Consider the following 18,919-nt stretch of genomic DNA (forward strand, 5'->3'; position numbering starts at 1 on the left):
GTTCAGTGGTGGGTGAGGAAGGCGGTCCAGGCGTGGGGGGCGAGGGTGATGTGGGGGGCGGCGTCGGGGTTCTTGGAGTCGCGGATGTGCACGGCGGAGGGGTGGGCGGCTACCTCTACGCACGCGCCGCCTTCGCTGCCGCCGTGGCTGGACTTGAACCACTGGAGGTTGGTGCCGCTCAAGCTTCCCAGGAGATGATCCAGCAGGTCCCTCGAATCCTCGGTGTTGAGGCCTGTGTCCACGGCAGCGCATACTTCTGGGCATCAGCAACCGGTAGCTGAGGTGGCTCGGCCCCTCCCGGCCTGGGGGCCGGATCCCACAAGTGATGATGTAGTGCTACTGAGACGCCTGCTTCGTCGCCTTGATGAATCGGCTCCAGGAGGCCGGATTGAGACTCAGGCGAGCCCCTTCCTGGCGTTTGGTGTCCCTCACCATCACCCTCTGTGAATCGTTGTCGGCCACCTCCACGCAACTGTCGGACTTGGTGTAGGTGCTGGTGCGCCAGTTGGGCTCGATTGTCAAGTTGATCGTCCCCTAGCCGGTCGCCATGCGGGCAAAGTGCTGGATTGCGGCCAGTATCAGGGCCCTGGCGGTCTGCCCGTACACCGCAGCCCGCCTGTGAGACTCGAACACCCTCATGTAGATGTCGATCTCCCGTGGCTGAGTCACGACCATTTCTGCGGAGAACGTCTCCAACATGACGCGCTTGTCGTCAAACATCACGAAGCCGTGCCCGATCCACGTGTTGAGCAGCGCAGAACGAGGGACGATGCCCAGGCTGAGCCGCGGGAGCGCCAGAACGGCCAATAGCCGGTCGAGCTGGGCTCTCATCACCCCGGAGCCACCGTGGTTCGAGTAGAGGGCCTGCTCGCCAAGGAGGACGTTGAAGATCCGATCGCCCTGATACAGGTACTGCTGTCGTTCGAGCCGCTTCGCCACGGCGGCTTCCATGTCCCCTGGGGTGTCGTACAGGCGTGACACCTCATCGAAGATGGCCTTGGCGTACTCGGCGGTCTGGAGCGTGCCCCAGACGACGTTCGGTTCCCAGATGCGGAAGACCTTGGTCTTCCTGTAGAGCGGTATGGACTGCTTCTGGCGTCCTTCAGCCCCGGTCTGGAGCAGTCGCCGCCACTCCAACCACAGCTCGTCAATGTGGCGGACCGTCGCGATGAGGTCGTGGACTTCGGCTTCGTGCCCAGTCTTCTGGCACCAGACACGGATGTCGGCCTCGGAAGCGTTCTGCTTGCCGTTCTCGATGCGAGAGACCTTGGATTCCTGCCAACCGGTCGCAGCGGCGAAGGCCCGGCCGCTACTGAATCCCGCGTCCTTGCGGAATCCACGCAGCCGGGCTCCCAACGCCTCTCGCGTCTCTTGTGCTTGGTTGCTCACGGAAGGATCAAGGCTTGTACTCGGAGTGGGGAACGGCGGAGGCCCAGAGCAGATCCCGCACACGGACGCCTTCGGCGACGACAGCAGGGGTGTCGATCAGCTCGTTCCCGATGAACCGTCCTGAGTCGTTGAAGTGCCCCACAGCGATGATCGAGTCATCGAACAGCCACCAGTCATTTCCGCCTACGGGGAAGGCCAACCCCTCGGGCAACCGGTGCCGTGGATACCACCTGACGGACTCGCCGGCCTCCTCGTTGACGTGAGCTGTGACGTACTCCCACTGGATGTACGGAGTGTGCGGTTCGGTGACGACTCGCACCCGACGCATGGACTTGCCCGCGCCGGTGACGCGCCTTACGAGCTGCGTCCACGGCTCCATGTACGAGTGGTCCAGGGGCTCGCCTCGAAGCCAGCTCGCGTAGGGGCCGTCCTCTACCGGGACTGAGTAGTCGTCCCTCAGCTCCAGATGGAAGGCGCCGTGCTCACAGCTGTCAAACAGCTGGTTGCGCTCGGCGCTGGAGATCAGCTCCACGCGGTTCCTCCAGTAGCGCGGTGATCGCGGCCCTGGGGACCTCGACCACGGTCTCGTAGTCCGGGATTTCCATCTGTGCCAGTGCCTCGGTGTCGGTCACCTCCTGGCCCTGCACAACGTACGTACCTCCAGGAGTGAGGACCATAAGGGGGTCCTCAAGGCGCTTGAACTCCCGGGAGGGAAGCCCGTCTTTCGTCAGGTGTTCGAACAGCTCGGTGGGCACCTCCACGGCCGTCTCGCCCTCGCGGATGGTGAGCTGCATCAGCAGGTCATTCGCGAAGATCTTCCAGCCCTGGACGAGGTACGTGTCCCGATCCGTGGCGTAGAGAGTCGGGCACTCTCCCCCTTGGGAGTTCTTACCAAGGAACCGTAGCTTCATGGCTGCTCTCCTGTCCGCTGCCTTGCGCTGGATTGCGCGGCCTTCCAAGCGTCGAGCAGAGGTTCTATGCCGTCAATCTTCCCACCGCAAACTGGTGCAATCTTCTTGGGACTTGGGCGCTGGCCCCTCTACGTTCACCTTCGGACCCAACCCGCTGAGGCGGCACCGAGGGGAGAATCGTGGTGGCCAGCATGACCGAGGCACGTGACGCGGCTGGGATCGACAGCTTGGCGCTCGACGTTGACACGTTCGGGGACACCATCACTGTGGTTCAGTTCATGGAGCTGAGCACGTCGACCCGATCAGACATCGACGCCAGGACCAACGAACTCGTCAGCCACCTGCGTGAGCTGCTGGCCGAGGACATGTGGGAGGGCGACGAGGAGACGAGCAAGCTGTTCGGCAAGGCGTACAGGCATCTGATGCTGTCCAAGCGGCCCACCCCGGAGACGTCCGCCTACGACGCCTTCACCTTCATGCGAAAGACGGCGACTCACGCTGATGCACTGCTGAGGGTCTATGCGGCGAAGAACGGGACTGGCCCACAGTGAGAGCCGTCCTTCGATACGTGCTCGCCCTGGAGGACAAGGTCCAGGACGGCCCGAGCGCCACCAGGGCGAGCCCTGCAACACACATCACCTCGAAATCGGAAGAGACGAACGAGAGGTAAGCGAATGACCGCCATTGCAGAGGTGCCAGTCACCAAGAGCACGGGCACGTGCGGCCTGATGTGGCTGGACCTCACCCGGATGTGTCAGCTCAAGTGCCGCCACTGCCACAACCATTCCGGGTCGGACGGGACGCACGGCACCATGACCGCCGAGGACTGGACGCGGGTCCTCAACGAGACCGCAGCGGCCGGCATTCCCCGGGTCCAGTTCACCGGGGGCGAGGTCACCATGCACCCCGACGCGCCGTCCCTGATCGAGCACGCGCTGAAGCTCGGCCTGGACGTCGAGGTGTACAGCAACATGGTTCACCTGAGCGAGGACTGGTGGAAGCTGCTTCGGCGGAAGGGTGTCAGCCTGGCCACGTCGTACTACGGCTCGGAGGACGCGCACAACGCAGTCACCGGGCGGAACAGTCACGCCCGCACCCGCGCGAACATCGTGAAGGCGGTGACGAACGAGATCCCGATCCGCGTCTCCGTGATCGCCTCCGGCCCCTCTGACACCGGCGACGAGACCCGGCGGGAGCTTCGGGCCCTGGGCGTCCGTACCATTCACGTCGACCACGTCAGGCCCTTCGGACGCGCGGCGAACGGACAGGAGCAGTGCACGGACGGTCTCTGCGGGCGGTGCGGGGACGGGCGGGCGTCCGTCGCTCCGGATGGCAAGGTGTCGCCGTGCGTGTTCTCGACCTGGATGGGCGTGGGGAACGTTCAGGATGCGCCGCTCGGCGCTATCCTCGGCGGCCCGGAGATGGCACAGGCCAACGCGACCATCCGACAGGGGCGGGATCTCAGCATCTCGTACAGTTGCGGCCCCGACAGTCCCTGCGGCCCGGACAACGACAGCGGTGGCGGTGGCGGCGACGAAAGCGAGTGCTCGCCGGGCTTCCCCGGTAGTTCGTGCTCCCCGAGGAACTGAAAGGCACATGGACACCAACCGCCCCGAATCCGCAATCCGACCTCTCATCCGGGAGCACACGGGCCCGGTGATCGCGATCCGTCGGACCGAACACGGCAACAGCTCAGATCTGACCGCCATCGTCGAGTGCGAGAACGGCCCTTTCTTCATCAAGGCTGTCCGCAATCGGCCCGGCGGTCGGCGGGACTCCCTCGTCAGGGAGCGGATGATCGATGCCGCCCTTGTCCACATCGCACCGCCCCTGTTGTGGGATGTGGACGCCGAAGACTGGTTGGTCCTGGGCTACGAAGTGGTCGACGGCCGGTCGGCCGACTTCGCGCCCGACTCGCCGGATCTCCCCCTGGTGGTCGACACCCTCGCGCGGATTGGTCGCGTGCCCCTTCCGGCGTTCGCCCGAGACTGGACGGAGAGCCGGTGGGACCGGTTCGCCGTGGACGGTTCGGAAGCCGAGCTGTTCCGGGGTGACTCGCTTCTCTACACGGACATCAACCCGCACAACCTGCTCGTACAGGGACGGCGCGCCTGGGCCGTGGATTGGGCGTGGCCGACCAAGGGGGCCGGGTTCATCGATCCTGCGCTTCTGGTTCTCCAGCTCATCGCGGCCGGTCACACCCCGGCGAGCGCAGAGAAGTGGGCGGCCCAGTTGCCCGCGTGGCACAGGGCGGTTTCGGGGGAAATCAACGCCTTCGCCGCCGCCAACCTGCGGATGTACGGCGCGTTTGCCGAGCGGAAGCCGGATGAGGACTGGCTGAAGTCCATGGTCGCCGCATGCGAGGCGTGGACCGGCTATCGGGGCATCACCGCCACGTGAATCAAGCTCGAACTGCCGAAGGGACGCCCGCCGTGTCCCAGAAGCCGGACGACCCCCCACACTGAACCTGGGTTCTAGCGGTTGTCGCAACACCCCAGCTCAAGGGGTGCGATGGACTTCGAGATCCGAGGGGACCGGACTCCGCAGGGTCCCGGGAAGCTGTCACGGGAGCGGGAGGCATACTCCTGGCTCGTGCAGCAGGGTTACAGCAACACCGCGGCGTGCCGGATCGTCGGCGTTGACCGCAGGACGGGCAACAAGTGCCGCAACGGCCGCAGTGCCGACCGGCGGCAGAAGGCGGCACCACCGATCCATGTGGTGGTGCCGCCTTCCGGGACGGTGTCCCGTCGAGCGGTGTAGCAGCGATCTCTGCATAGCCCCTTGAACCACCAGATCGTCTCGCAGGCCGTGGTCATCGCCACCGGAATCACTGAGGACGGCGGCGCCGACGACGCGAAAGGGGGCTCTTCGGAGCCCCCTTGGTGCCGTTGTGCGGGTGGTTCAGTGGTGGGTGAGGAAGGTGGTCCAGGCGTGGGGGGTGACGGTGATGTGGGGGGCGGTGTCGGGGTTCTTGGAGTCGCGGATGTGCACGGCGGAGGGGTGGGCGGCTACCTCTACGCACGCGCCGCCCTCATCGTTGCTGTACGTGGACTTGTGCCAGTTGTAGGCAACTTCCAGGCAGGCACCACCTTCGCCGTTGCTGTAGCTGGATTTGAACCACTGGAGGTTGGTGCCGGTCATGCCTCTCCCAGGAGATGGTCTAGCAGGTCCCTCGTATCCTCGGTGTTGAGGGCCTGTGTCCGCAGCATCGCATACTTCTGGGCGAGGATTCCCACCTCATCCGGACTGGCTACCAGGATGCTTCCGCGCTGTGTTTCGCTATAGGCGAGCCGCTGGTGCTCTGGGGTTTCCAGGAGGATGAAGGGGCCTTCCAGGCCAGCGTGTGAGGTGCGGCCCAACGGCATGATCTGCAACGAGATGCCGGGCAGTTCAGCGTACTTCCTCAGGTGTTGGAGTTGCTCCCTGTACACATCCCGCCCACCGAGGCGGTCACGGAGGGCCGCTTCCCAGATCACGAAGCTGGTTGTCGGTGGAACCTTGCGTTGCAGGATCTCCCGCCTCGCGATACGAGCGGCTACGAACGCCTCGATCTCGTCCTCGCTGTAGACCGGAATGCGGCTGCGATAGACCGCACGTGCGTGCGCCTCGGTCTGCAACAAGCCCGGCACCAGCAGGCTCTCGTACCAGGAGATGGTGATGGCCTCGCGCTCGCAGTCGAGGTACTCCTCCGCCCAGAGCGGGATGAGGTCGATCTCCGGCATCCTGCTGAGGGCAGTGGACAGCGCCCCCTTCGTGTCCAGCAGCTCGTCCAGCTGCTCCGCCAGGTCGGACTTGAGGGGGCGGCGGCCCTGTTCGATGGAGGCGATCTGCTGCTCGCCGACGACGAAGCGCTCCCCGAGCGCCTTCTGGGTGAGTCCGGCGTTCTGCCGGTACAGGGCGAGCAGCGCGCCCACCATCTTCATCGCGGAGGCGTTCCTCCGTGCCGCGGTTGCCATGAGATCGAACTCCCCGTCGACGTGCCTGCGTTCACTTTCCCGCAGCCGTACAGCGCCCCTGTACGGACGTGCGCTCTGTTCCATGATGGGCACAGAGCGTGACTCTGGTCTCGTGAACTGCGAAAATCAACCCCCGTCTCTCCGTGAACACTTCTACCTCCGCAGCCGGCGGTCCGTGCCCGCCGCCCGGAGGTTCGCCCGTGCGGCGCTGACGGACTGGGACGTGCGCGAACGTGTCGACGAGGCGCTGCTCTGCGTCAGCGAACTCGTCACCAACGCCCTGCTGCACGGAGTGCCGCCCGGCCGGGGCCTGCTGCTGCGGCTGCTGCTGGGCGACGGCGTGCTCCGCGTGGAGGTGCACGACAGCGGCGACGGCGTACCGGCGATGCCGGTGATCAACCTGCGGGAGCCGGTGGAGGGCGGCCGGGGCCTGTTCCTGGTGTCGCTGGTGTCGGACGCCTGGGGGGTGGCGGAGCGGCGCCCCGGAAAGATCGTGTGGTGCGAGTTCGCCCTGGTGGAGGCGCGGGCGGCCCCCGGCGCCGTGCCCACGCTCGCCGCTCCCGCGACCGTGCCCCCGCTCGCGGCCCCGTCCGCTGCGGACGGCGCCTGCGAGGTGGTGTGGACGGGGTCCGATCGTTGATCCCGTGACGGGTCGTGGAGGGCCGGCGGAGGTGGTGCGGGAGCCGACCGCGCTCCTGCTGCCGGGACCGGGACCGGGGGTCGGCCCGGCCCCGGCTCCAAGGAACCGGGGGCCGGCCGGGATTCGGTCCCGGCCCGCGTCAGCAGGTGAGCCCGGACCCCGGCGCCGTGCCGACGATCGCGGTGATCCGCTCGTACCGGGCGACCCTCGACGCCACCGACTCCGGGTTGCCGCCGTCGCACTCCAGCGCTCCGTTGAGGGAGCGGATGGTCTGGCCGAAGCCCGCGCCGCCGACCATCGCCTCGTGCGAGGTCATCGTGCCGGGGCCGTTCTGGGTGTTCCAGTACCAGAGGGCGGTCTGCCAGGCCACCGAGGGGTCGCGCTCCACCATCCACGGGTCGTTCAGCAGATCGAGGCCGAGCGCGTCACCGGCGGCCTTGTAGTTGAAGTTCCAGCTGAACATGATCGGGCCGCGGCCGTAGTACGCCTTCTGTCCCGCCGGGCAGCCGTAGGGCTGGCTGTAGTCGCACTTGCGCCAGTAGTTGTCCTCGTTGATCTCCTTGACGTACCGCAGTCCGACCGACTCGAAGTCCGCGTGCGTCAGGAAGGCGGCGGCCTCCCGCGCACGGGTCTGCGGCGTGCCCGTGTTGGCGAAGCGCGGGTAGGCGTGGAGCGCGTCGATCAGCCCCTGGTACGTGTAGAAGGGGTTCCGCTCCGGGAAGACGGCGTCGAACTGCGCCTCGCTGATGACGAAGTCCGACACCCCTCCGGCGCAGGCGCCCCGGTCGGCCCAGACGCCGGTGGCGCCCGGATTCTCGTTCTGCGTCCACCACTTGGCGCTCCAGTTGCGCCCGTGGTGGGAGACGGTGCCTCCGGACGGGTAGGCGGTGGTGGCGCTCCACGGCGCCGCGCAGGCGGGCGTGTCCCCGGCCGCCGCGGCGGGGGCGGCGGTGGAGACCCCGGCGGGGAGGAAGGCCGCCGTGGCGACGACGGCGCCCAGTACGGTCAGGAACCTCTTGATGCGTTTCAGCGCTGCTCACTCCTTCGGCGCGGCGCGCCGAGCACCTCGGCGGGCCCACATGACGTGCCGTCACTCAATCCCTATTGGTCTGGACCTGTCAAGGTCTGGTCCGGGTCGTGGGCGGGCTTCGGGTGTGGACGCCTTCCGTCCGCCTCCTTGTGCCACGGAGCGGCCCCGGCGACCTCGCTGCCCCCGCCTGCGGCGCGGCCTTCGCTCAGGGCTCCCGTCGCGGACCGGTCGGCATACGACGAGTCGTCACCTCAATGACCGGGCCCGGCCCGGTGGCCGTTCCCCTCCGCGATCCGGCGGACGGCGTCCGGGCCCACCCGGCAGCAGCCGCCCAGGAGCCGGGCGCCCGCCGCCCGCCAGGCGCGCACCCGCTCCGGGGTGAAGGAGGACCGCCCGGTCCAGGCGCCGGCAGCCGCGTCCCAGGTCTCCCCGCTGTTGGGGTAGGCGACGACGGGCTTGCCGGTGACCCGGGCGGCGGTGGCCACGGCGCCCTCCGCGTCCTCGGGTGCGCAGCAGTTGACGCCGACGGCGATGATCTCCTCGGCGTCGGCGGCCAGGGCGTACGCCTCGTCGAGCGGCTGCCCGGCGCGGGTGCGGTCACCCGCGACGGTGTACGAGAGCCAGGCGGGGACGCCGAGCCCGCGCACCGCGTGCAGCAGGGCGGCGGCCTCGTCGGTGTCGGGGACGGTCTCCAGGGCCAGCACGTCGGGGCCGGCGGCGGCCAGCGCCTCCAGCCGGGGGCGGTGGAAGCGTTCCAGCTCCGCCGGGGTGAGCCCGTAGCGGCCCCGGTACTCGGAGCCGTCGGCGAGCAGCGCGCCGTAGGGGCCGACGGACGCGGCGACCCACAGCGGGCGGTCGGCCCCGGCCCGCCGGGCCGCCTCGCGGGCGAGGTCCACGCCGAGCGCGAGCAGCCGGGCGGCCTCCTCCCGGCCCGCGCCCCGGCGGGCGAAGCCCTCGAAGGTGGCCTGGTAGGTGGCGGTGATCGCCACGTCGGCGCCCGCCCGGTAGTAGGCGAGGTGCGCGGCGACGACCGCCTCCGGGTCCTCGGCGAGCAGCCGCGCGGACCAGAGTCCGTCGCCCAGGTCGTGCCCGGCCGACTCCAGCTGGTTGGAGAGGCCGCCGTCGAGCACGAGCGGCCCGGCGGCCAGGGCCCCGGCGAAGGAGGGCCGGTGCGGGATGTCACGGGACATGCCCCCGACGCTAACCCGGACCGGGGTCCGGGGCCGGGCGGGACCGGTGGGTGCACGGCGGGGTACGGGACGCGGCGGGGCCCCTAGAGTCATGATCATGTCGAACGAGCAGTCGAACCCCCAGCCGCCGCCGGAAGGCCGGCCCCCGCCCTACGGGCCCCCGCCGAGATCCCCCGGACAGGCCCCCCACGGGGCCCCGGGACCGCACACCGCCCCCTACGGGACCCCCTACGGGGGTGTCCCGCCCACCGGTCACCAGCCGCCGTACGGCGGCATGTACCCGCCGGCGCCGTATCCCCCGTACGGGCCGTACACCATGCCCGGCACCGTGCGGGCCGCGCAGATCGTCATCTGGTCGATGGGCGGTCTGGTGCTGATGGCCATCCTGGCCGGGGGCTACGACGCGGGGCCCCGGGTGGCGGGCGCGCTGTTCGGCACCAACCTGATGGGCTGGGCGCTGTGCGTGCTCGCCTTCTTCTACCCGTCCCACGGCGACGGGGTGCGGATCACCTCCATGGTGCTGGCCGGTGTGCAGATCGTGATGTCGGTGGCCGGGCTGACCGGCCGTCTGGCGGGCGTCAACCTCGCGCTGCTCGGCTCCGTCGCCCTGCTCGTCCTGCTGAACCAGGGCACCGCCAAGCGCTGGTTCCTGCGCCCGCGCGGACCCCTCCCGCCGTACCGCCGCCCCTGAGTGGCGGGAGGGCCGGACGCCCCGCGTGGTCCGCGCGACGCGCGACCGGTGCGCGCCCGGCACGCGCGGGGCGGGGCGCGGGGTGACGGGAGAGGACGGGGAGGCCCGGGAGGGGTACGGGACGCTGCGGCGGGGCGGACGGGAGACCCCCGCCCCGTCCCCGCCCCGTCCCCGCCCCGTCCCCGGACGCGACCCGCCGGAGGCGACCCGCCGGGCGCGCCGGAGGGGCCCCGGCCGGACCGGTCCGGCGGCGGGGGCATACCGTGAGAAGCCGAGCGAGTCAGCCGTGAGGAGACAACGGGATGGGCAGCCGCACCGCGCTGGTCGAGGATCTGATGGAGCGCTTTCCGCACGTACCGCGGGAGGCGGTCATCAAGGAGGACCTGCTCCGCGGCGGGGTGGCCTTCGACCCGTCGGCCCTGAGCGACAACGAGGGCGGCGAGGTCAAGCCGAAGTCCTACTTCATCTTCTCCTTCGACCACGGCACCCTGCCGGAGCTGGGCGAGGCCGCGCTGCGCCGCCCGCCGGAGGAGATCATCCTCACCGGCGGCCCCTACGAGCTGCGCCGCACCGTGGTCTCCGTACGGGTGAACCCCGCCTCGCCCTACCGGGTCGCCGCCGACGAGCACGGCATGCTCGGCCTCTACCTCGACGGCAAGCGGATCTCCGACGTGGGCGTGCCGCCGATGCCCGAGTACTACCGGCACACCCTGTCCAACGGGAAGTCGGTGATGGAGGTCGCCCCCACCATCCAGTGGGGCTACCTGATCTACCTGACGGTCTTCCGCGTCTGCCAGTACTTCGGCGCCAAGGAGGAGTGCCAGTACTGCGACATCAATCACAACTGGCGCCAGCACAAGGCCGCGGGCCGCCCCTACACCGGCGTCAAGGACGTCGACGAGGTGCTGGAGGCCCTGGAGATCATCGACCGGTACGACACCCAGAAGGCGTCCACCGCCTACACCCTCACCGGCGGCGCCATCACCAAGACCGTCGGCGGACGCGACGAGGCCGACTTCTACGGCCGCTACGCCAAGGCCATCGAGGAGCACTTCCCCGGCCGCTGGATCGGCAAGGTCGTCGCCCAGGCGCTGCCCAAGGACGACGTGCAGCGCTTCAAGGACTACGGGGTGCAGATCTACCACCCCAACTTCGAGGTGTGGGACCGGCGCCTGTTCGAGCTGTACTGCCCCGGCAAGGAGCGCTACGTCGGCCGCGACGAGTGGCACCGGCGCATCCTCGACTCCGCCGAGATCTTCGGCGCCCGCAACGTGATCCCGAACTTCGTGGCCGGTGTGGAGATGGCCGAGCCGTTCGGCTTCACCAGCGTCGACGAGGCGATCGAGTCCACCACCGAGGGGCTGCGCTTCTTCATGTCGCACGGCATCACGCCCCGGTTCACCACCTGGTGCCCCGAGCCGACCACCCCGCTCGGCAAGGCCAACCCCCAGGGCGCGCCGCTGGAGTACCACATCCGGCTGCTCCAGGCGTACCGGCAGACCATGGACGACTTCGGGCTCGCCTCGCCCCCCGGCTACGGTGAGCCGGGCGCCGGGCGCGCGGTCTTCTCCGTCAGCTCCTTCATGGACAGCCTGCCTGCGGACGAGACCGCGGAGGTCTGACCGTCCGGCCGCCGCCCGGCCCCGGTCCGCCCGGGGCGCGGGCGGTGAGGCTCACCCAGGGGCCCAGCCAGACGGTGTCGCCGTCGTGGAGGGGCTCCGGACGGCCCGGCACCAGCACCCGGTCGTTGACGCGCACGCCGTTGGTGGCGCCCTGCGGGACCTCCGTGACCGTGGCGGAGCCGTCCTCGGCGTGGGCGACGCTGGCGTGCCGCCCGGACACGCTGGTCTCCCCGGCGAGCAGCGCGGCGGCCTCCGGCGCCCACTCCGCGTCCCGCCCGAGCCGCAGCTCCCCGCCGGGCACCACGTCCAGGTGGTGCCCGGCGCCCCGGAACACCAGGCGGAGGGCGGCGCCCGCGCCGGGCTCCGGGGCGGCGGTGACGGGGGAGAGGCACGCCGGGCAGGTGAGGACCGCCCGGGGGAGCGGGGCGCGGCACCGGGGGCAGCGCGTGAGCGGCGCGGGGTCCGGCCGGAGCGGCGGGCCCGGATGCGCGGGCGGCCGTGCGGCGGGGGCCGCGGGGCCGGGGCGCAGGGGGGTGGCCGAGGCGAAGCGGACGAGACCGTCGTCCTCGTCGTCCTCGTACTCCCCGTCGTACTCCTCCTCATGTTCCTCGTCGGGACCGTGTCCGTGGGCGTCCGGACCGCCGGCGCCCGGGCCATGGGTCTTCGGACCGCCGGCGTGCGGGGCCGCGCCGTGGACGTCCGGGCCCTGGACGTCCGGGCCCTGGGCGTGCGGGGCCGGACCCCGGGCGTCCGGGGGCCACGTGGGGGCGTTCCGGCCGTGGCCGTGGCCGTGCCCGGGTGCGGGGGAGTCGCCGTGGTCCGCGCGGCCGTCGGCCGGGTCGGGGCCGTCGGGGCCGTCGGGGCCCGCGTCCCGGTCCGGGTGACCGTCCGCGTCCCGGTCCGCGTCCCCGTCCGGGGGTCGGTGCGGGTCCGTGTCCGGGCCGGGGCGGGCGTCGTCGGAGCGGGTCACGGCGCTTCGCTCCCCGGGGCCGTGCCCGGCGCGAAGCCCACCTCGATCTCCACCCGGCCCGACGCGTCCTGGGTGACGTCGGAGACCACCGCCACCGCGCCCGGCGGCAGGTGCGGCGCCCCGAACAGCGCCCGCGCCAGCGGGTTGACGAGGTGCGTCTCCAGGACCATCCCGATGCCCCGGCCGCCCTTCCACGGGTCCTTCGTGCAGTGCCCGAGCAGCACCTCGCGGGCCTCCTCCGTCAGCTCCAGGGAGATCCCGTGCCCCTCGGCCAACTGCCGCTGGATGTTGCCCACCTGGAGGTCGAAGATCCGCTCGGCGATCTCGGTGGAGATGAAGCCGAAGACCACCACGTTCCCGCCGAGCCGGTTCATCAGCTCCGGACGCCCCACGACCCGCTCGAAGTGCTCCTTGATGTTCCGCAGGACCTTCTCCTGCAACTCCGGATACGGCGTGTCCGGGAACACCAGCGGCTGCCACTCCTGGGTCCGCGGATCGGTGCGCTGCACCCCGAGGTTGGAGGTGAAGATCAGCACGCACTCGCTGAAGTACGTGGTGACACCCTGGCCGTCGGTGAGCCGCCCGTCCTCCAGGACCTGGAGGAACTTGTCCAGCACGCCCTTGTCGGCCTTCTCGATCTCGTCGAAGAGGATCACCCGGAACGGGTTCTCCCGCACGGCCGTGGTGAGTTCGCCGCCCGCCTCGTACCCCACGTAGCCCGGCGGGGCCCCCACCAGCCGGTCGGCGGAGTGCGACGCCGAGAACTCGCTCATGTCGAAGCGCAGGTACGCCTGGTCGCTGTCGAACAGCACCGACGCCACGGCCTTCGCCAGCTCCGTCTTGCCGGTGCCCGTCGGCCCGGCGAAGAACAGCACGCCGCGCGGCCGGTGCCCCGGGCTGGTGGCCTGCGCGCCGGACAGGCCCAGCGCGGCCCGCTTCAGGATGTCCAGCGTCATCGCCACGGCCGCCTCCTGGCCGAGCACCCGGCGCGGGATGGAGAGCGGGTTGGCCGGGTCCTCCCCGTCGACGATCCGCTGCCGCACCTCGTCCCGGCTCCACGGGTTCTTCTCCACCCCGAGCCGGTAGACGCGGACGGCGTCCGGCATGGCCTCGAACGGGATGCGCCGGGCCAGTGCCAGCCGCAGGCTCTCCCGCATCGCCGTCAGGCTCATCCCCGTGGCGGTGCGGGCGAAGGCGGTGACGGCCTCCGCCGCCTCCCGCTCCGGCGTCCGCCGCGCGGAGGGCACCGCCCGCACGTAGCGGCGCCGCAGCACCCGTGCCATGCGGTGCCGCTCGTCGGCGTCCGGCTCGGGCACCGCGACGGTGCGGATGCGCTCACTGCCGGTCAACATCCAGGTGGGCAGGTCGCGTTCGCCGTCGGCGAGCCAGATCACCGGGTTGAACAGGGCGGGCTGTGCCTCCCCGCCGGGGACCGGCGGCGCCTGCACCGGCTTCGCCTCGGCGGCGAGCTGGAGGCAGGACAGGAAGAAGTCGCGCTCCTCGGGCGTCAGCCGGGCCACGTCCCCGACCAGCCGCGAGGCGTGGTCGACCACCAGGGCCACCCGCAGCGGCGGCAGCGTCCGGTCCGGGCGGACCGCGCCCCGCCGCTCCTCCCAGCCGGACGTGATGTCCCGCAGCTGCCGCACGGTGTGGGCGATCTGCGAGGCGTTGGTGCCCGGGAAGGTCATCGTCTCCAGCAGGGTCAGCACCGCTTCCCGCACCGACTCCTCGGCCTGCATCACCTGCACGCCCCGCACCTGGTCGCAGAGGAGCAGCGCCTGGTACCCGAGCGGCAGCAGCCGGTTCCACAGCACCTCCAGCAGCTCCAGCGGATGGTCGCGGTCGCGGATGCGGACCAGGTGCAGGTCCCGGAAGTTGCCGTGCAGGACGTACTGCGCGTGCACGCTCAGCGTGCCCGCCAGCTCCTCCATGAACAGGGGGAAGCGCGCCGCCGGTCCGGGGCCGTGCTCCCCGCCGTGCTCCTCCTCCCGCACCCGCTCCACGCCCGCTCCGTGCCCCGGGCGGCGGACCGTCTCCGAACCTGCCGTGCGCTGCTTGTCCAGCTCCATGTGTCCCTCCCCGCGCGGTGGTCCCCGCGGCGCTCTCAGCGGCGGTCGTCGCCCACGGTGCGGTGCCTGGGGGCGGGTGCGGGCTCGCGCCGGGGGGAACGCCGCTCCTCGTCGGCGCGCGCGCCGTCCGTACCGCGCTCCGCCGCCAGGTCCAGCCCGTCCAGCACCACCGCGCCGTCCTCGCCGGGCAGGCCCGGCCGGGCCCCCTCGGCCTGTTCGATCCGGAAGTCCATGCCGATCCCCAGCTCCGCGGCCAGGGCCGTGATCTCACCGAGCCGCTGCCGGGTCTCGGCGCACCGCAGGTCGTCCAGCTCCCGCTGCCCGGGGCCGCGTTCGCCCGGACCGCCCCGGTACATGGTGGCCACCCGCAGGGCCCCGCCGGTCACGCTCATCCGCAGCCAGTGCCCGGGGCCCCAGCCGTCCGGCGTCCAGTCCACCCGCAGCTCCTGGCCCTCCGGCCGGGTGGCGTCGGCCGGGCCGCCGTACCGCTCGGACAGCTCCGCGATCACCCGGGCGCACTGCGTCCGGAGGTACAGCGCCTCCAGCAGGGACAGCCGCTCGGAGACCCGCCGCTCGACCAGACGCCGCTCCCCGGCGTCCAGCCGCCCGCCCCGCTCCAGCACCCGGACCAGCGGCTCCACCGCGTCCGGCGCCCCGGGCAGCGGCTCCGTGCCCTCGGGCGCCCGCAGCGACAGGAACTCCAGCTGGGCCGCGGCCCACTCCTCGTCGGCGCGCCGCCCGCGCGCCGTCCGGTTGGCGTCCTGTACGAGCTTGCGCGCCTCGTTGAGGTGCCGCCGGCAGCGGTGGGGGTTGCTCCCGGCGTGCTGCGCGGCCCGGCTCACCGAGGCCGCCGCCAGCTCCGCGGTGGCGTGGGCCGCCCCCGGGTCCAGCGCGGCCAGGATGCCGGCACCCAGCCGCCGTACGGCCTCCGCGTCGGCGTCCGTCCCGGGCGCCGCCCTGGGCACCTCCTCCGGCCCGGCGCCGTCCCGCTCCGCCTCGGCGGTACGGGCCGCCAGGTGGCGGCGCAGCATGGTCTCCCGGTGGCCGTCCAGCAGGCGCCGCCACTCCGCGTCGTCGTCGCCCGACTCCTCCAGCACCGACGTCAGCCGCTCCACCTCCCAGGCGGTCTGCCGCTCCTCGGCCCGCGCGAGCGCCGCCTCCAGCCGGGCCAGCCGGGCCCGCGCCCCGGCCAGGTCCAGGCCGACCGGGTCCAGCGGAGGGGGCAGGTCGGGGCGCGGCGGGCCCCCGCCGCCGGGCAGGGTGCCGCCGGTCCGGGCGCACCGGGCGAGCAGCGCCCCGCGCCGGGCGTTGGCCCGCGCCACCGCGTAGGCCGCCGCCTGCCACTGCTCGGCCGCGGCGGCGGAGACCTCCTCCCGCCGCTCCAGGCAGCGCTGCTCCTCGGCGGCCCGGACCGCGGCCGTGGCCAGCACCCGGGTGGTGAGCATCGCGGCCCGGCCCACGAACAGGGCTCCGCTGAGGGCGCCGAGGGCGCCGAGCACGGCGTCGCCCGCCTGGTGCAGGGCGTGTCCCGCGGCGTCGGAGAGATGGGCGGACGCCTGGCCGGCGGCGTCGGACACGTGCGAGGACGCCTGGCCCAGGGCGTCGCCGAGCTGGACGCCCCCGGCGTGGGGCGCCTGGTACACGTCGGCCGCCGACAGCGGCGCCGGGTAGCCCACGGCGGGCATCACCAGATCGAAGGTCGGCAACGCCATTCCTGCGCTCATGTTCCGTACTCCTCGTGCTCTCCGCCTCCGCCGGGGTCCTCCCCTGCCGGGCGTTCTCCTGCCGGGCGTCCCTTGCGGGGCGTTCTTCCGCCGGGGCCCCTCGCGGGTGCCTCCGGCGCGGTGCCGTTGCCGGTGCTGCCGAGCGGGGCCTCCCGGGTACTTCCCGGGCGCCTCCCGGCCTCCCGGCGGGCGCCGGTGGGCCGGGCCGGTCCGTGGGCGCCGGTCCCGCGGTCCGGCGGGGTCTCCCGGCCGCCCCACCGTCGGTCCACCTGGTCCACTGGGTCCGGGCCGCCTCCGGGCCCCGTCCACCGGGCTGCCTCCGGGCCCCGTTCCGCCGGGCCGCCTCCGGGCCGCCTCCGCCTCGGCCGGGTCGCCGTTCACGGCCGTTCAGACCTGCCGGGGTGCGATCCGTCGTGCTCTCACCCCCGCCAGGCGGGCCGCCCTCGCCCGTCGCTCCCGGCGCCAGACGTAGCAGCGGCGCCCGCTCCAGCCGGTCACCGCCGCCATCCCGGCCAGCGGCCACACCCACGGGGCGTACGTCAGCGCCACGAACCCCAGCAGCACCAGCCCCACCAGCACGGCCGCGCCCAGCAGCAGGGTGAGCCGCCGCGACAGCGTCAGCCGGGCGGGCCGCTCGGAGGAGCGGATCAGCAGCCCGGCCAGCGACCGGCGCGGATGGTAGGCCGGGGGGCCGATGTACACGGCGGTCAGCAGCTCCGCCGCGAACACCGCCGCCGCGGCCGGGGTGATCTGCATCCAGGCGGCGACCACGGACTCCTGAGAGGCCCGGTCCAGCACATCGGCCAGGGCGATGACGAAGCACCAGGGCGCGATGACCACGGTGGCCCCGACCAGGGCCCAGGAGAGGGTGGGCGGCAGGTCCATCCGCCGCAGCACCGCGATCACTCCGTCCGTGTCCTCGTCCATCAACCGCTCGATCTCCTCCTCCGTCGCCCTGCGGTGCCGCGCGTCGGCCTCCGTGACCGCCTGTTCGACCAGCAGCGACGCCACCAGCAGGCGCAGCGGGTCGTCCCGCCCGGCCAGCAGCAGCCGCTCGAACCAGGGCACGGGGGCGGCCAGCGCGGCGGCCGTCCGCCCGGTCTCCGCGGCCAGCGCCCGCGCCGCCCGATCCGGTTCGCGGGCCAGCACCAGCAGCCGCGCCCGCACGGCCGTGGTCGTCCGCAGCGCCCTGCGCACCCGGTCGAGGCGGGCGATGCCCGGGGAGCGGCGCACCTCGTCGACCAGATGCGTCCAGCGCGAGCAGAGCGCCGTCCAGCGCTCGCGCACCTCGTCCAGGCCCTCGCCGCGCGGACGCCGGGCCAGCTCGGTCAGGATCGCGGGCGTCCGCCACAGGTGCTCCACGAGACGGGACGCCTCCACATCGCCGCGCCGCACCGCCGCGCCCAGCTCCCGGACGCCCTCCGGACTCAGCGGTATCCGCCACAGCGACGCGTCCCGGTAGGGGCCGAGCCAGGTGATCAGCCGGACCACGGCCGCCGGGTCCGGAACCTCCGCAAGGCCCGCGCGCAGCTCCGCGAGTTCCTCCAGCTCTCCGGCGCTGTGCCGGCCCGCCGCCCCGAACTGGCCCAGCCACTCGGACAGTCCGGCCCGGCCCCCGGCGTCCGCCAGCAGCCGGGCCGCCTTCACCGGGTAGTGGTCCAGGGCCTGGGCCAGGTGCTCCGGCTCGGTGAACCGCTCGTCGAGGAAGCTGAACGGGGTGATCCCCGCAGGCTCCTCCGGCGCCCGCCCGCCCATCAGCCGGCGGCCGACCTCCGGGGACCGCCCCTCCAGCCACGCGCCGACCTCCCCGGCCCCCCAGCGCTCCTCCGGGCGGCGGGTCAGCAGCCCCTCGCAGAGCCGCCGCAGCCGGCTGTCCCGGACACCGCTCACGTCCGGGTCGTGGGTGGCGATCTCCGCGAGCACGGCGGCGTCGCTGAAGAAGTCCACCGGGTGCTCGCCCAGGGCCAGTTCGGCCAGGATCATGCCCACCGACCACCAGTCGGCCTCCGGGGACACGGTCTGGAGCAGCGGACCGGCCTCGGGCGCAAGATAGCGGGGCTTGCCCCGCCAGGGCCGCACCGGGCCGTCGTCCTCGTCCGGACGGTACTGGGCGGCGCCGAAGTCGACCAGGACCAGCCGCAGTTCGTCCCCGCGCAGGCTCTCGACCATCACGTTGTCCGGGGTGATGTCCCGGTGCACCAGCTCGTGCCGGTGCAGCACCGACACCGCCTCGTGCAACTGCCGCGCCACCTCGCGCACCGCCGCCGCCGGCATCCGGCCCGGATTCGCGTCCAGATGGGCCCGCAGGTCCGTCTCGCCGTGGGAACGGAACACCTGATAGGGGTGACCGTCGGCGAGCCCCGACTCCAGCAGCCGCTCCAGGTGCCCGCTCCCGGTCCCGGCCACCTCCAGCACCGGCGCCACCGCAGGGTCCGGTGCGTGCAGCCGGTGGTAGTACTTCAGCACCAGCGGCACCTCCGACGCCCCCGGCTCCGCCCGCCGCACCCGCAGCACCGCGGCCCGGCCCGGCCGCTCGGCCGCCCGGACCACCCTCACCAGTACGAACCGGTCCGCCAGCGCGGGCGGCACGTCGTCGAGCACCGGGCGGGTCTCGACCGTCCGCGCGTCGGTGAAACCGCCGTCCGAGGGGGAGATGAAATCCGTCATCGTCCGGCCTTCCGTGGAGCGGACTTACGGGACGGGGGCGTCGAGGGGGAAAGAGGGAGC

General features: G+C 72.2%; 20 protein-coding genes. 7 read left to right on the forward strand and 13 right to left on the reverse strand.

Features of this window, described 5'->3' with window-relative positions:
• Positions 1-2: 2 nt before the first annotated feature.
• The 5 genes from GTY84_RS30045 to GTY84_RS30065 all read right to left on the reverse strand — a co-directional run bounded on the left by GTY84_RS30045 (position 3) and on the right by GTY84_RS30065 (position 2,300).
• Positions 3-242, reverse strand: coding sequence for a DUF397 domain-containing protein (locus tag GTY84_RS30045; protein WP_345943566.1), 240 nt, complete (start codon positions 240-242; stop codon positions 3-5).
• 94 nt (positions 243-336) lie between these two features.
• A complete protein-coding gene (locus GTY84_RS30050; protein WP_161229566.1) occupies positions 337-522 on the reverse strand; it encodes a DUF397 domain-containing protein in 186 nt (61 codons plus the stop codon).
• 12 nt (positions 523-534) lie between these two features.
• Positions 535-1,389 carry a helix-turn-helix transcriptional regulator gene (locus GTY84_RS30055; RefSeq protein WP_345943567.1) on the reverse strand — a complete coding sequence of 285 codons (855 nt, stop codon included), beginning with the start codon at positions 1,387-1,389 and terminating at the stop codon, positions 535-537.
• 7 nt (positions 1,390-1,396) lie between these two features.
• Positions 1,397-1,921 carry a DUF6879 family protein gene (locus tag GTY84_RS30060; RefSeq protein WP_161229567.1) on the reverse strand — a complete coding sequence of 175 codons (525 nt, stop codon included), beginning with the start codon at positions 1,919-1,921 and terminating at the stop codon, positions 1,397-1,399.
• A complete protein-coding gene (locus tag GTY84_RS30065) occupies positions 1,881-2,300 on the reverse strand; it encodes a hypothetical protein (protein ID WP_161229568.1) in 420 nt (139 codons plus the stop codon). The genes GTY84_RS30060 and GTY84_RS30065 overlap by 41 nt, the downstream gene beginning before the upstream one ends.
• A 266-nt stretch (positions 2,301-2,566) precedes the next feature.
• Between GTY84_RS30065 and GTY84_RS30070 the strand changes: the two genes are divergently transcribed.
• The 4 genes from GTY84_RS30070 to GTY84_RS30085 all read left to right on the forward strand — a co-directional run bounded on the left by GTY84_RS30070 (position 2,567) and on the right by GTY84_RS30085 (position 5,060).
• Complete coding sequence (locus tag GTY84_RS30070) at positions 2,567-2,851, forward strand: hypothetical protein (RefSeq protein WP_161229569.1); 285 nt, start codon at positions 2,567-2,569, stop codon at positions 2,849-2,851.
• 123 nt (positions 2,852-2,974) lie between these two features.
• Positions 2,975-3,889, forward strand: a complete 915-nt coding sequence (locus GTY84_RS30075; RefSeq protein WP_161229570.1) for a radical SAM/SPASM domain-containing protein — start codon at positions 2,975-2,977, stop codon at positions 3,887-3,889.
• 7 nt (positions 3,890-3,896) lie between these two features.
• On the forward strand, positions 3,897-4,700 hold the full coding sequence (locus GTY84_RS30080) for a hypothetical protein (protein ID WP_161229571.1): 804 nt from the start codon (positions 3,897-3,899) through the stop codon (positions 4,698-4,700).
• Positions 4,701-4,811: 111 nt separating this feature from the next.
• The gene (locus tag GTY84_RS30085) at positions 4,812-5,060 is read left to right on the forward strand and encodes a hypothetical protein (protein WP_237532795.1); all 249 of its coding nucleotides are present in this window, start codon (positions 4,812-4,814) and stop codon (positions 5,058-5,060) included.
• A 141-nt stretch (positions 5,061-5,201) separates the two neighbouring features.
• Here the strand turns inward: GTY84_RS30085 and GTY84_RS30090 are convergent, their stop codons facing one another.
• Together GTY84_RS30090 and GTY84_RS30095 are read right to left on the reverse strand one after the other, a co-directional pair.
• Positions 5,202-5,441, reverse strand: a complete 240-nt coding sequence (locus GTY84_RS30090; RefSeq protein WP_161229572.1) for a DUF397 domain-containing protein — start codon at positions 5,439-5,441, stop codon at positions 5,202-5,204.
• On the reverse strand, positions 5,438-6,256 hold the full coding sequence (locus GTY84_RS30095; RefSeq protein WP_161229797.1) for a helix-turn-helix transcriptional regulator: 819 nt from the start codon (positions 6,254-6,256) through the stop codon (positions 5,438-5,440). Before GTY84_RS30095 ends, GTY84_RS30090 begins: the two co-directional genes overlap by 4 nt.
• 175 nt (positions 6,257-6,431) lie before the next feature.
• Here GTY84_RS30095 and GTY84_RS30100 point away from each other — a divergent pair, with 175 nt between their 5' ends.
• Positions 6,432-6,896 carry an ATP-binding protein gene (locus GTY84_RS30100; RefSeq protein WP_345943568.1) on the forward strand — a complete coding sequence of 155 codons (465 nt, stop codon included), beginning with the start codon at positions 6,432-6,434 and terminating at the stop codon, positions 6,894-6,896.
• 139 nt (positions 6,897-7,035) lie between these two features.
• On the opposite strand, the gene GTY84_RS30105 is transcribed toward GTY84_RS30100, so the two are convergent.
• Together GTY84_RS30105 and mmuM are read right to left on the reverse strand one after the other, a co-directional pair.
• Positions 7,036-7,926: a glycoside hydrolase family 19 protein gene (locus GTY84_RS30105; protein ID WP_202552452.1), complete on the reverse strand. Its 891-nt coding sequence runs from the start codon at positions 7,924-7,926 to the stop codon at positions 7,036-7,038.
• Between the two features lie 251 nt (positions 7,927-8,177).
• Positions 8,178-9,116: a homocysteine S-methyltransferase gene (mmuM, locus tag GTY84_RS30110; protein ID WP_161229575.1), complete on the reverse strand. Its 939-nt coding sequence runs from the start codon at positions 9,114-9,116 to the stop codon at positions 8,178-8,180.
• A gap of 97 nt (positions 9,117-9,213) precedes the next feature.
• Between mmuM and GTY84_RS30115 the strand changes: the two genes are divergently transcribed.
• Positions 9,214-9,807 carry a hypothetical protein gene (locus GTY84_RS30115; protein WP_161229576.1) on the forward strand — a complete coding sequence of 198 codons (594 nt, stop codon included), beginning with the start codon at positions 9,214-9,216 and terminating at the stop codon, positions 9,805-9,807.
• Positions 9,808-10,109: 302 nt separating this feature from the next.
• Positions 10,110-11,429, forward strand: a complete 1,320-nt coding sequence (locus GTY84_RS30120) for a radical SAM protein (protein WP_161229577.1) — start codon at positions 10,110-10,112, stop codon at positions 11,427-11,429.
• Here the strand turns inward: GTY84_RS30120 and GTY84_RS35080 are convergent.
• The 4 genes from GTY84_RS35080 to GTY84_RS30140 form a co-directional block, all read right to left on the reverse strand.
• A complete protein-coding gene (locus tag GTY84_RS35080; protein ID WP_345943569.1) occupies positions 11,389-12,399 on the reverse strand; it encodes an FHA domain-containing protein in 1,011 nt (336 codons plus the stop codon). The two genes, GTY84_RS30120 and GTY84_RS35080, sit on opposite strands and share 41 nt — an antisense overlap.
• Positions 12,396-14,468 carry an AAA family ATPase gene (locus GTY84_RS30130; protein ID WP_237532797.1) on the reverse strand — a complete coding sequence of 691 codons (2,073 nt, stop codon included), beginning with the start codon at positions 14,466-14,468 and terminating at the stop codon, positions 12,396-12,398. The genes GTY84_RS35080 and GTY84_RS30130 overlap by 4 nt, the downstream gene beginning before the upstream one ends.
• A gap of 35 nt (positions 14,469-14,503) precedes the next feature.
• Entirely contained in the window at positions 14,504-16,192 is a 1,689-nt protein-coding gene (locus GTY84_RS30135) for a hypothetical protein (protein WP_161229578.1), read from the reverse strand.
• Positions 16,193-16,579: 387 nt separating this feature from the next.
• Positions 16,580-18,859, reverse strand: a complete 2,280-nt coding sequence (locus GTY84_RS30140; RefSeq protein WP_161229579.1) for a protein kinase — start codon at positions 18,857-18,859, stop codon at positions 16,580-16,582.
• Between the last annotated feature and the right edge of the window lie 60 nt (positions 18,860-18,919).

This window comes from Streptomyces sp. SID8352 (assembly GCF_009862265.1).
Taxonomy (GTDB): Bacteria; Actinomycetota; Actinomycetes; order Streptomycetales; family Streptomycetaceae; genus Streptomyces.

Excerpts from the sequence above, each read along its gene's own strand:
- GTY84_RS30065 (WP_161229568.1), bottom strand. The coding sequence starts at position 2,300 with ATGAAGCTACGGTTCCTTGGTAAGAACTCCCAAGGGGGAGAGTGCCCG.
- GTY84_RS30075 (WP_161229570.1), top strand. The coding sequence starts at position 2,975 with ATGACCGCCATTGCAGAGGTGCCAGTCACCAAGAGCACGGGCACGTGC.
- GTY84_RS30080 (WP_161229571.1), top strand. The coding sequence starts at position 3,897 with ATGGACACCAACCGCCCCGAATCCGCAATCCGACCTCTCATCCGGGAG.
- GTY84_RS30085 (WP_237532795.1), top strand. The coding sequence starts at position 4,812 with ATGGACTTCGAGATCCGAGGGGACCGGACTCCGCAGGGTCCCGGGAAG.
- GTY84_RS30090 (WP_161229572.1), bottom strand. The coding sequence starts at position 5,441 with ATGACCGGCACCAACCTCCAGTGGTTCAAATCCAGCTACAGCAACGGC.
- GTY84_RS30095 (WP_161229797.1), bottom strand. The coding sequence starts at position 6,256 with ATGGCAACCGCGGCACGGAGGAACGCCTCCGCGATGAAGATGGTGGGC.
- mmuM (WP_161229575.1), bottom strand. The coding sequence starts at position 9,116 with ATGTCCCGTGACATCCCGCACCGGCCCTCCTTCGCCGGGGCCCTGGCC.
- GTY84_RS30115 (WP_161229576.1), top strand. The coding sequence starts at position 9,214 with ATGTCGAACGAGCAGTCGAACCCCCAGCCGCCGCCGGAAGGCCGGCCC.
- GTY84_RS30120 (WP_161229577.1), top strand. The coding sequence starts at position 10,110 with ATGGGCAGCCGCACCGCGCTGGTCGAGGATCTGATGGAGCGCTTTCCG.
- GTY84_RS30130 (WP_237532797.1), bottom strand. The coding sequence starts at position 14,468 with ATGGAGCTGGACAAGCAGCGCACGGCAGGTTCGGAGACGGTCCGCCGC.
- GTY84_RS30135 (WP_161229578.1), bottom strand. The coding sequence starts at position 16,192 with ATGAGCGCAGGAATGGCGTTGCCGACCTTCGATCTGGTGATGCCCGCC.
- GTY84_RS30140 (WP_161229579.1), bottom strand. The coding sequence starts at position 18,859 with ATGACGGATTTCATCTCCCCCTCGGACGGCGGTTTCACCGACGCGCGG.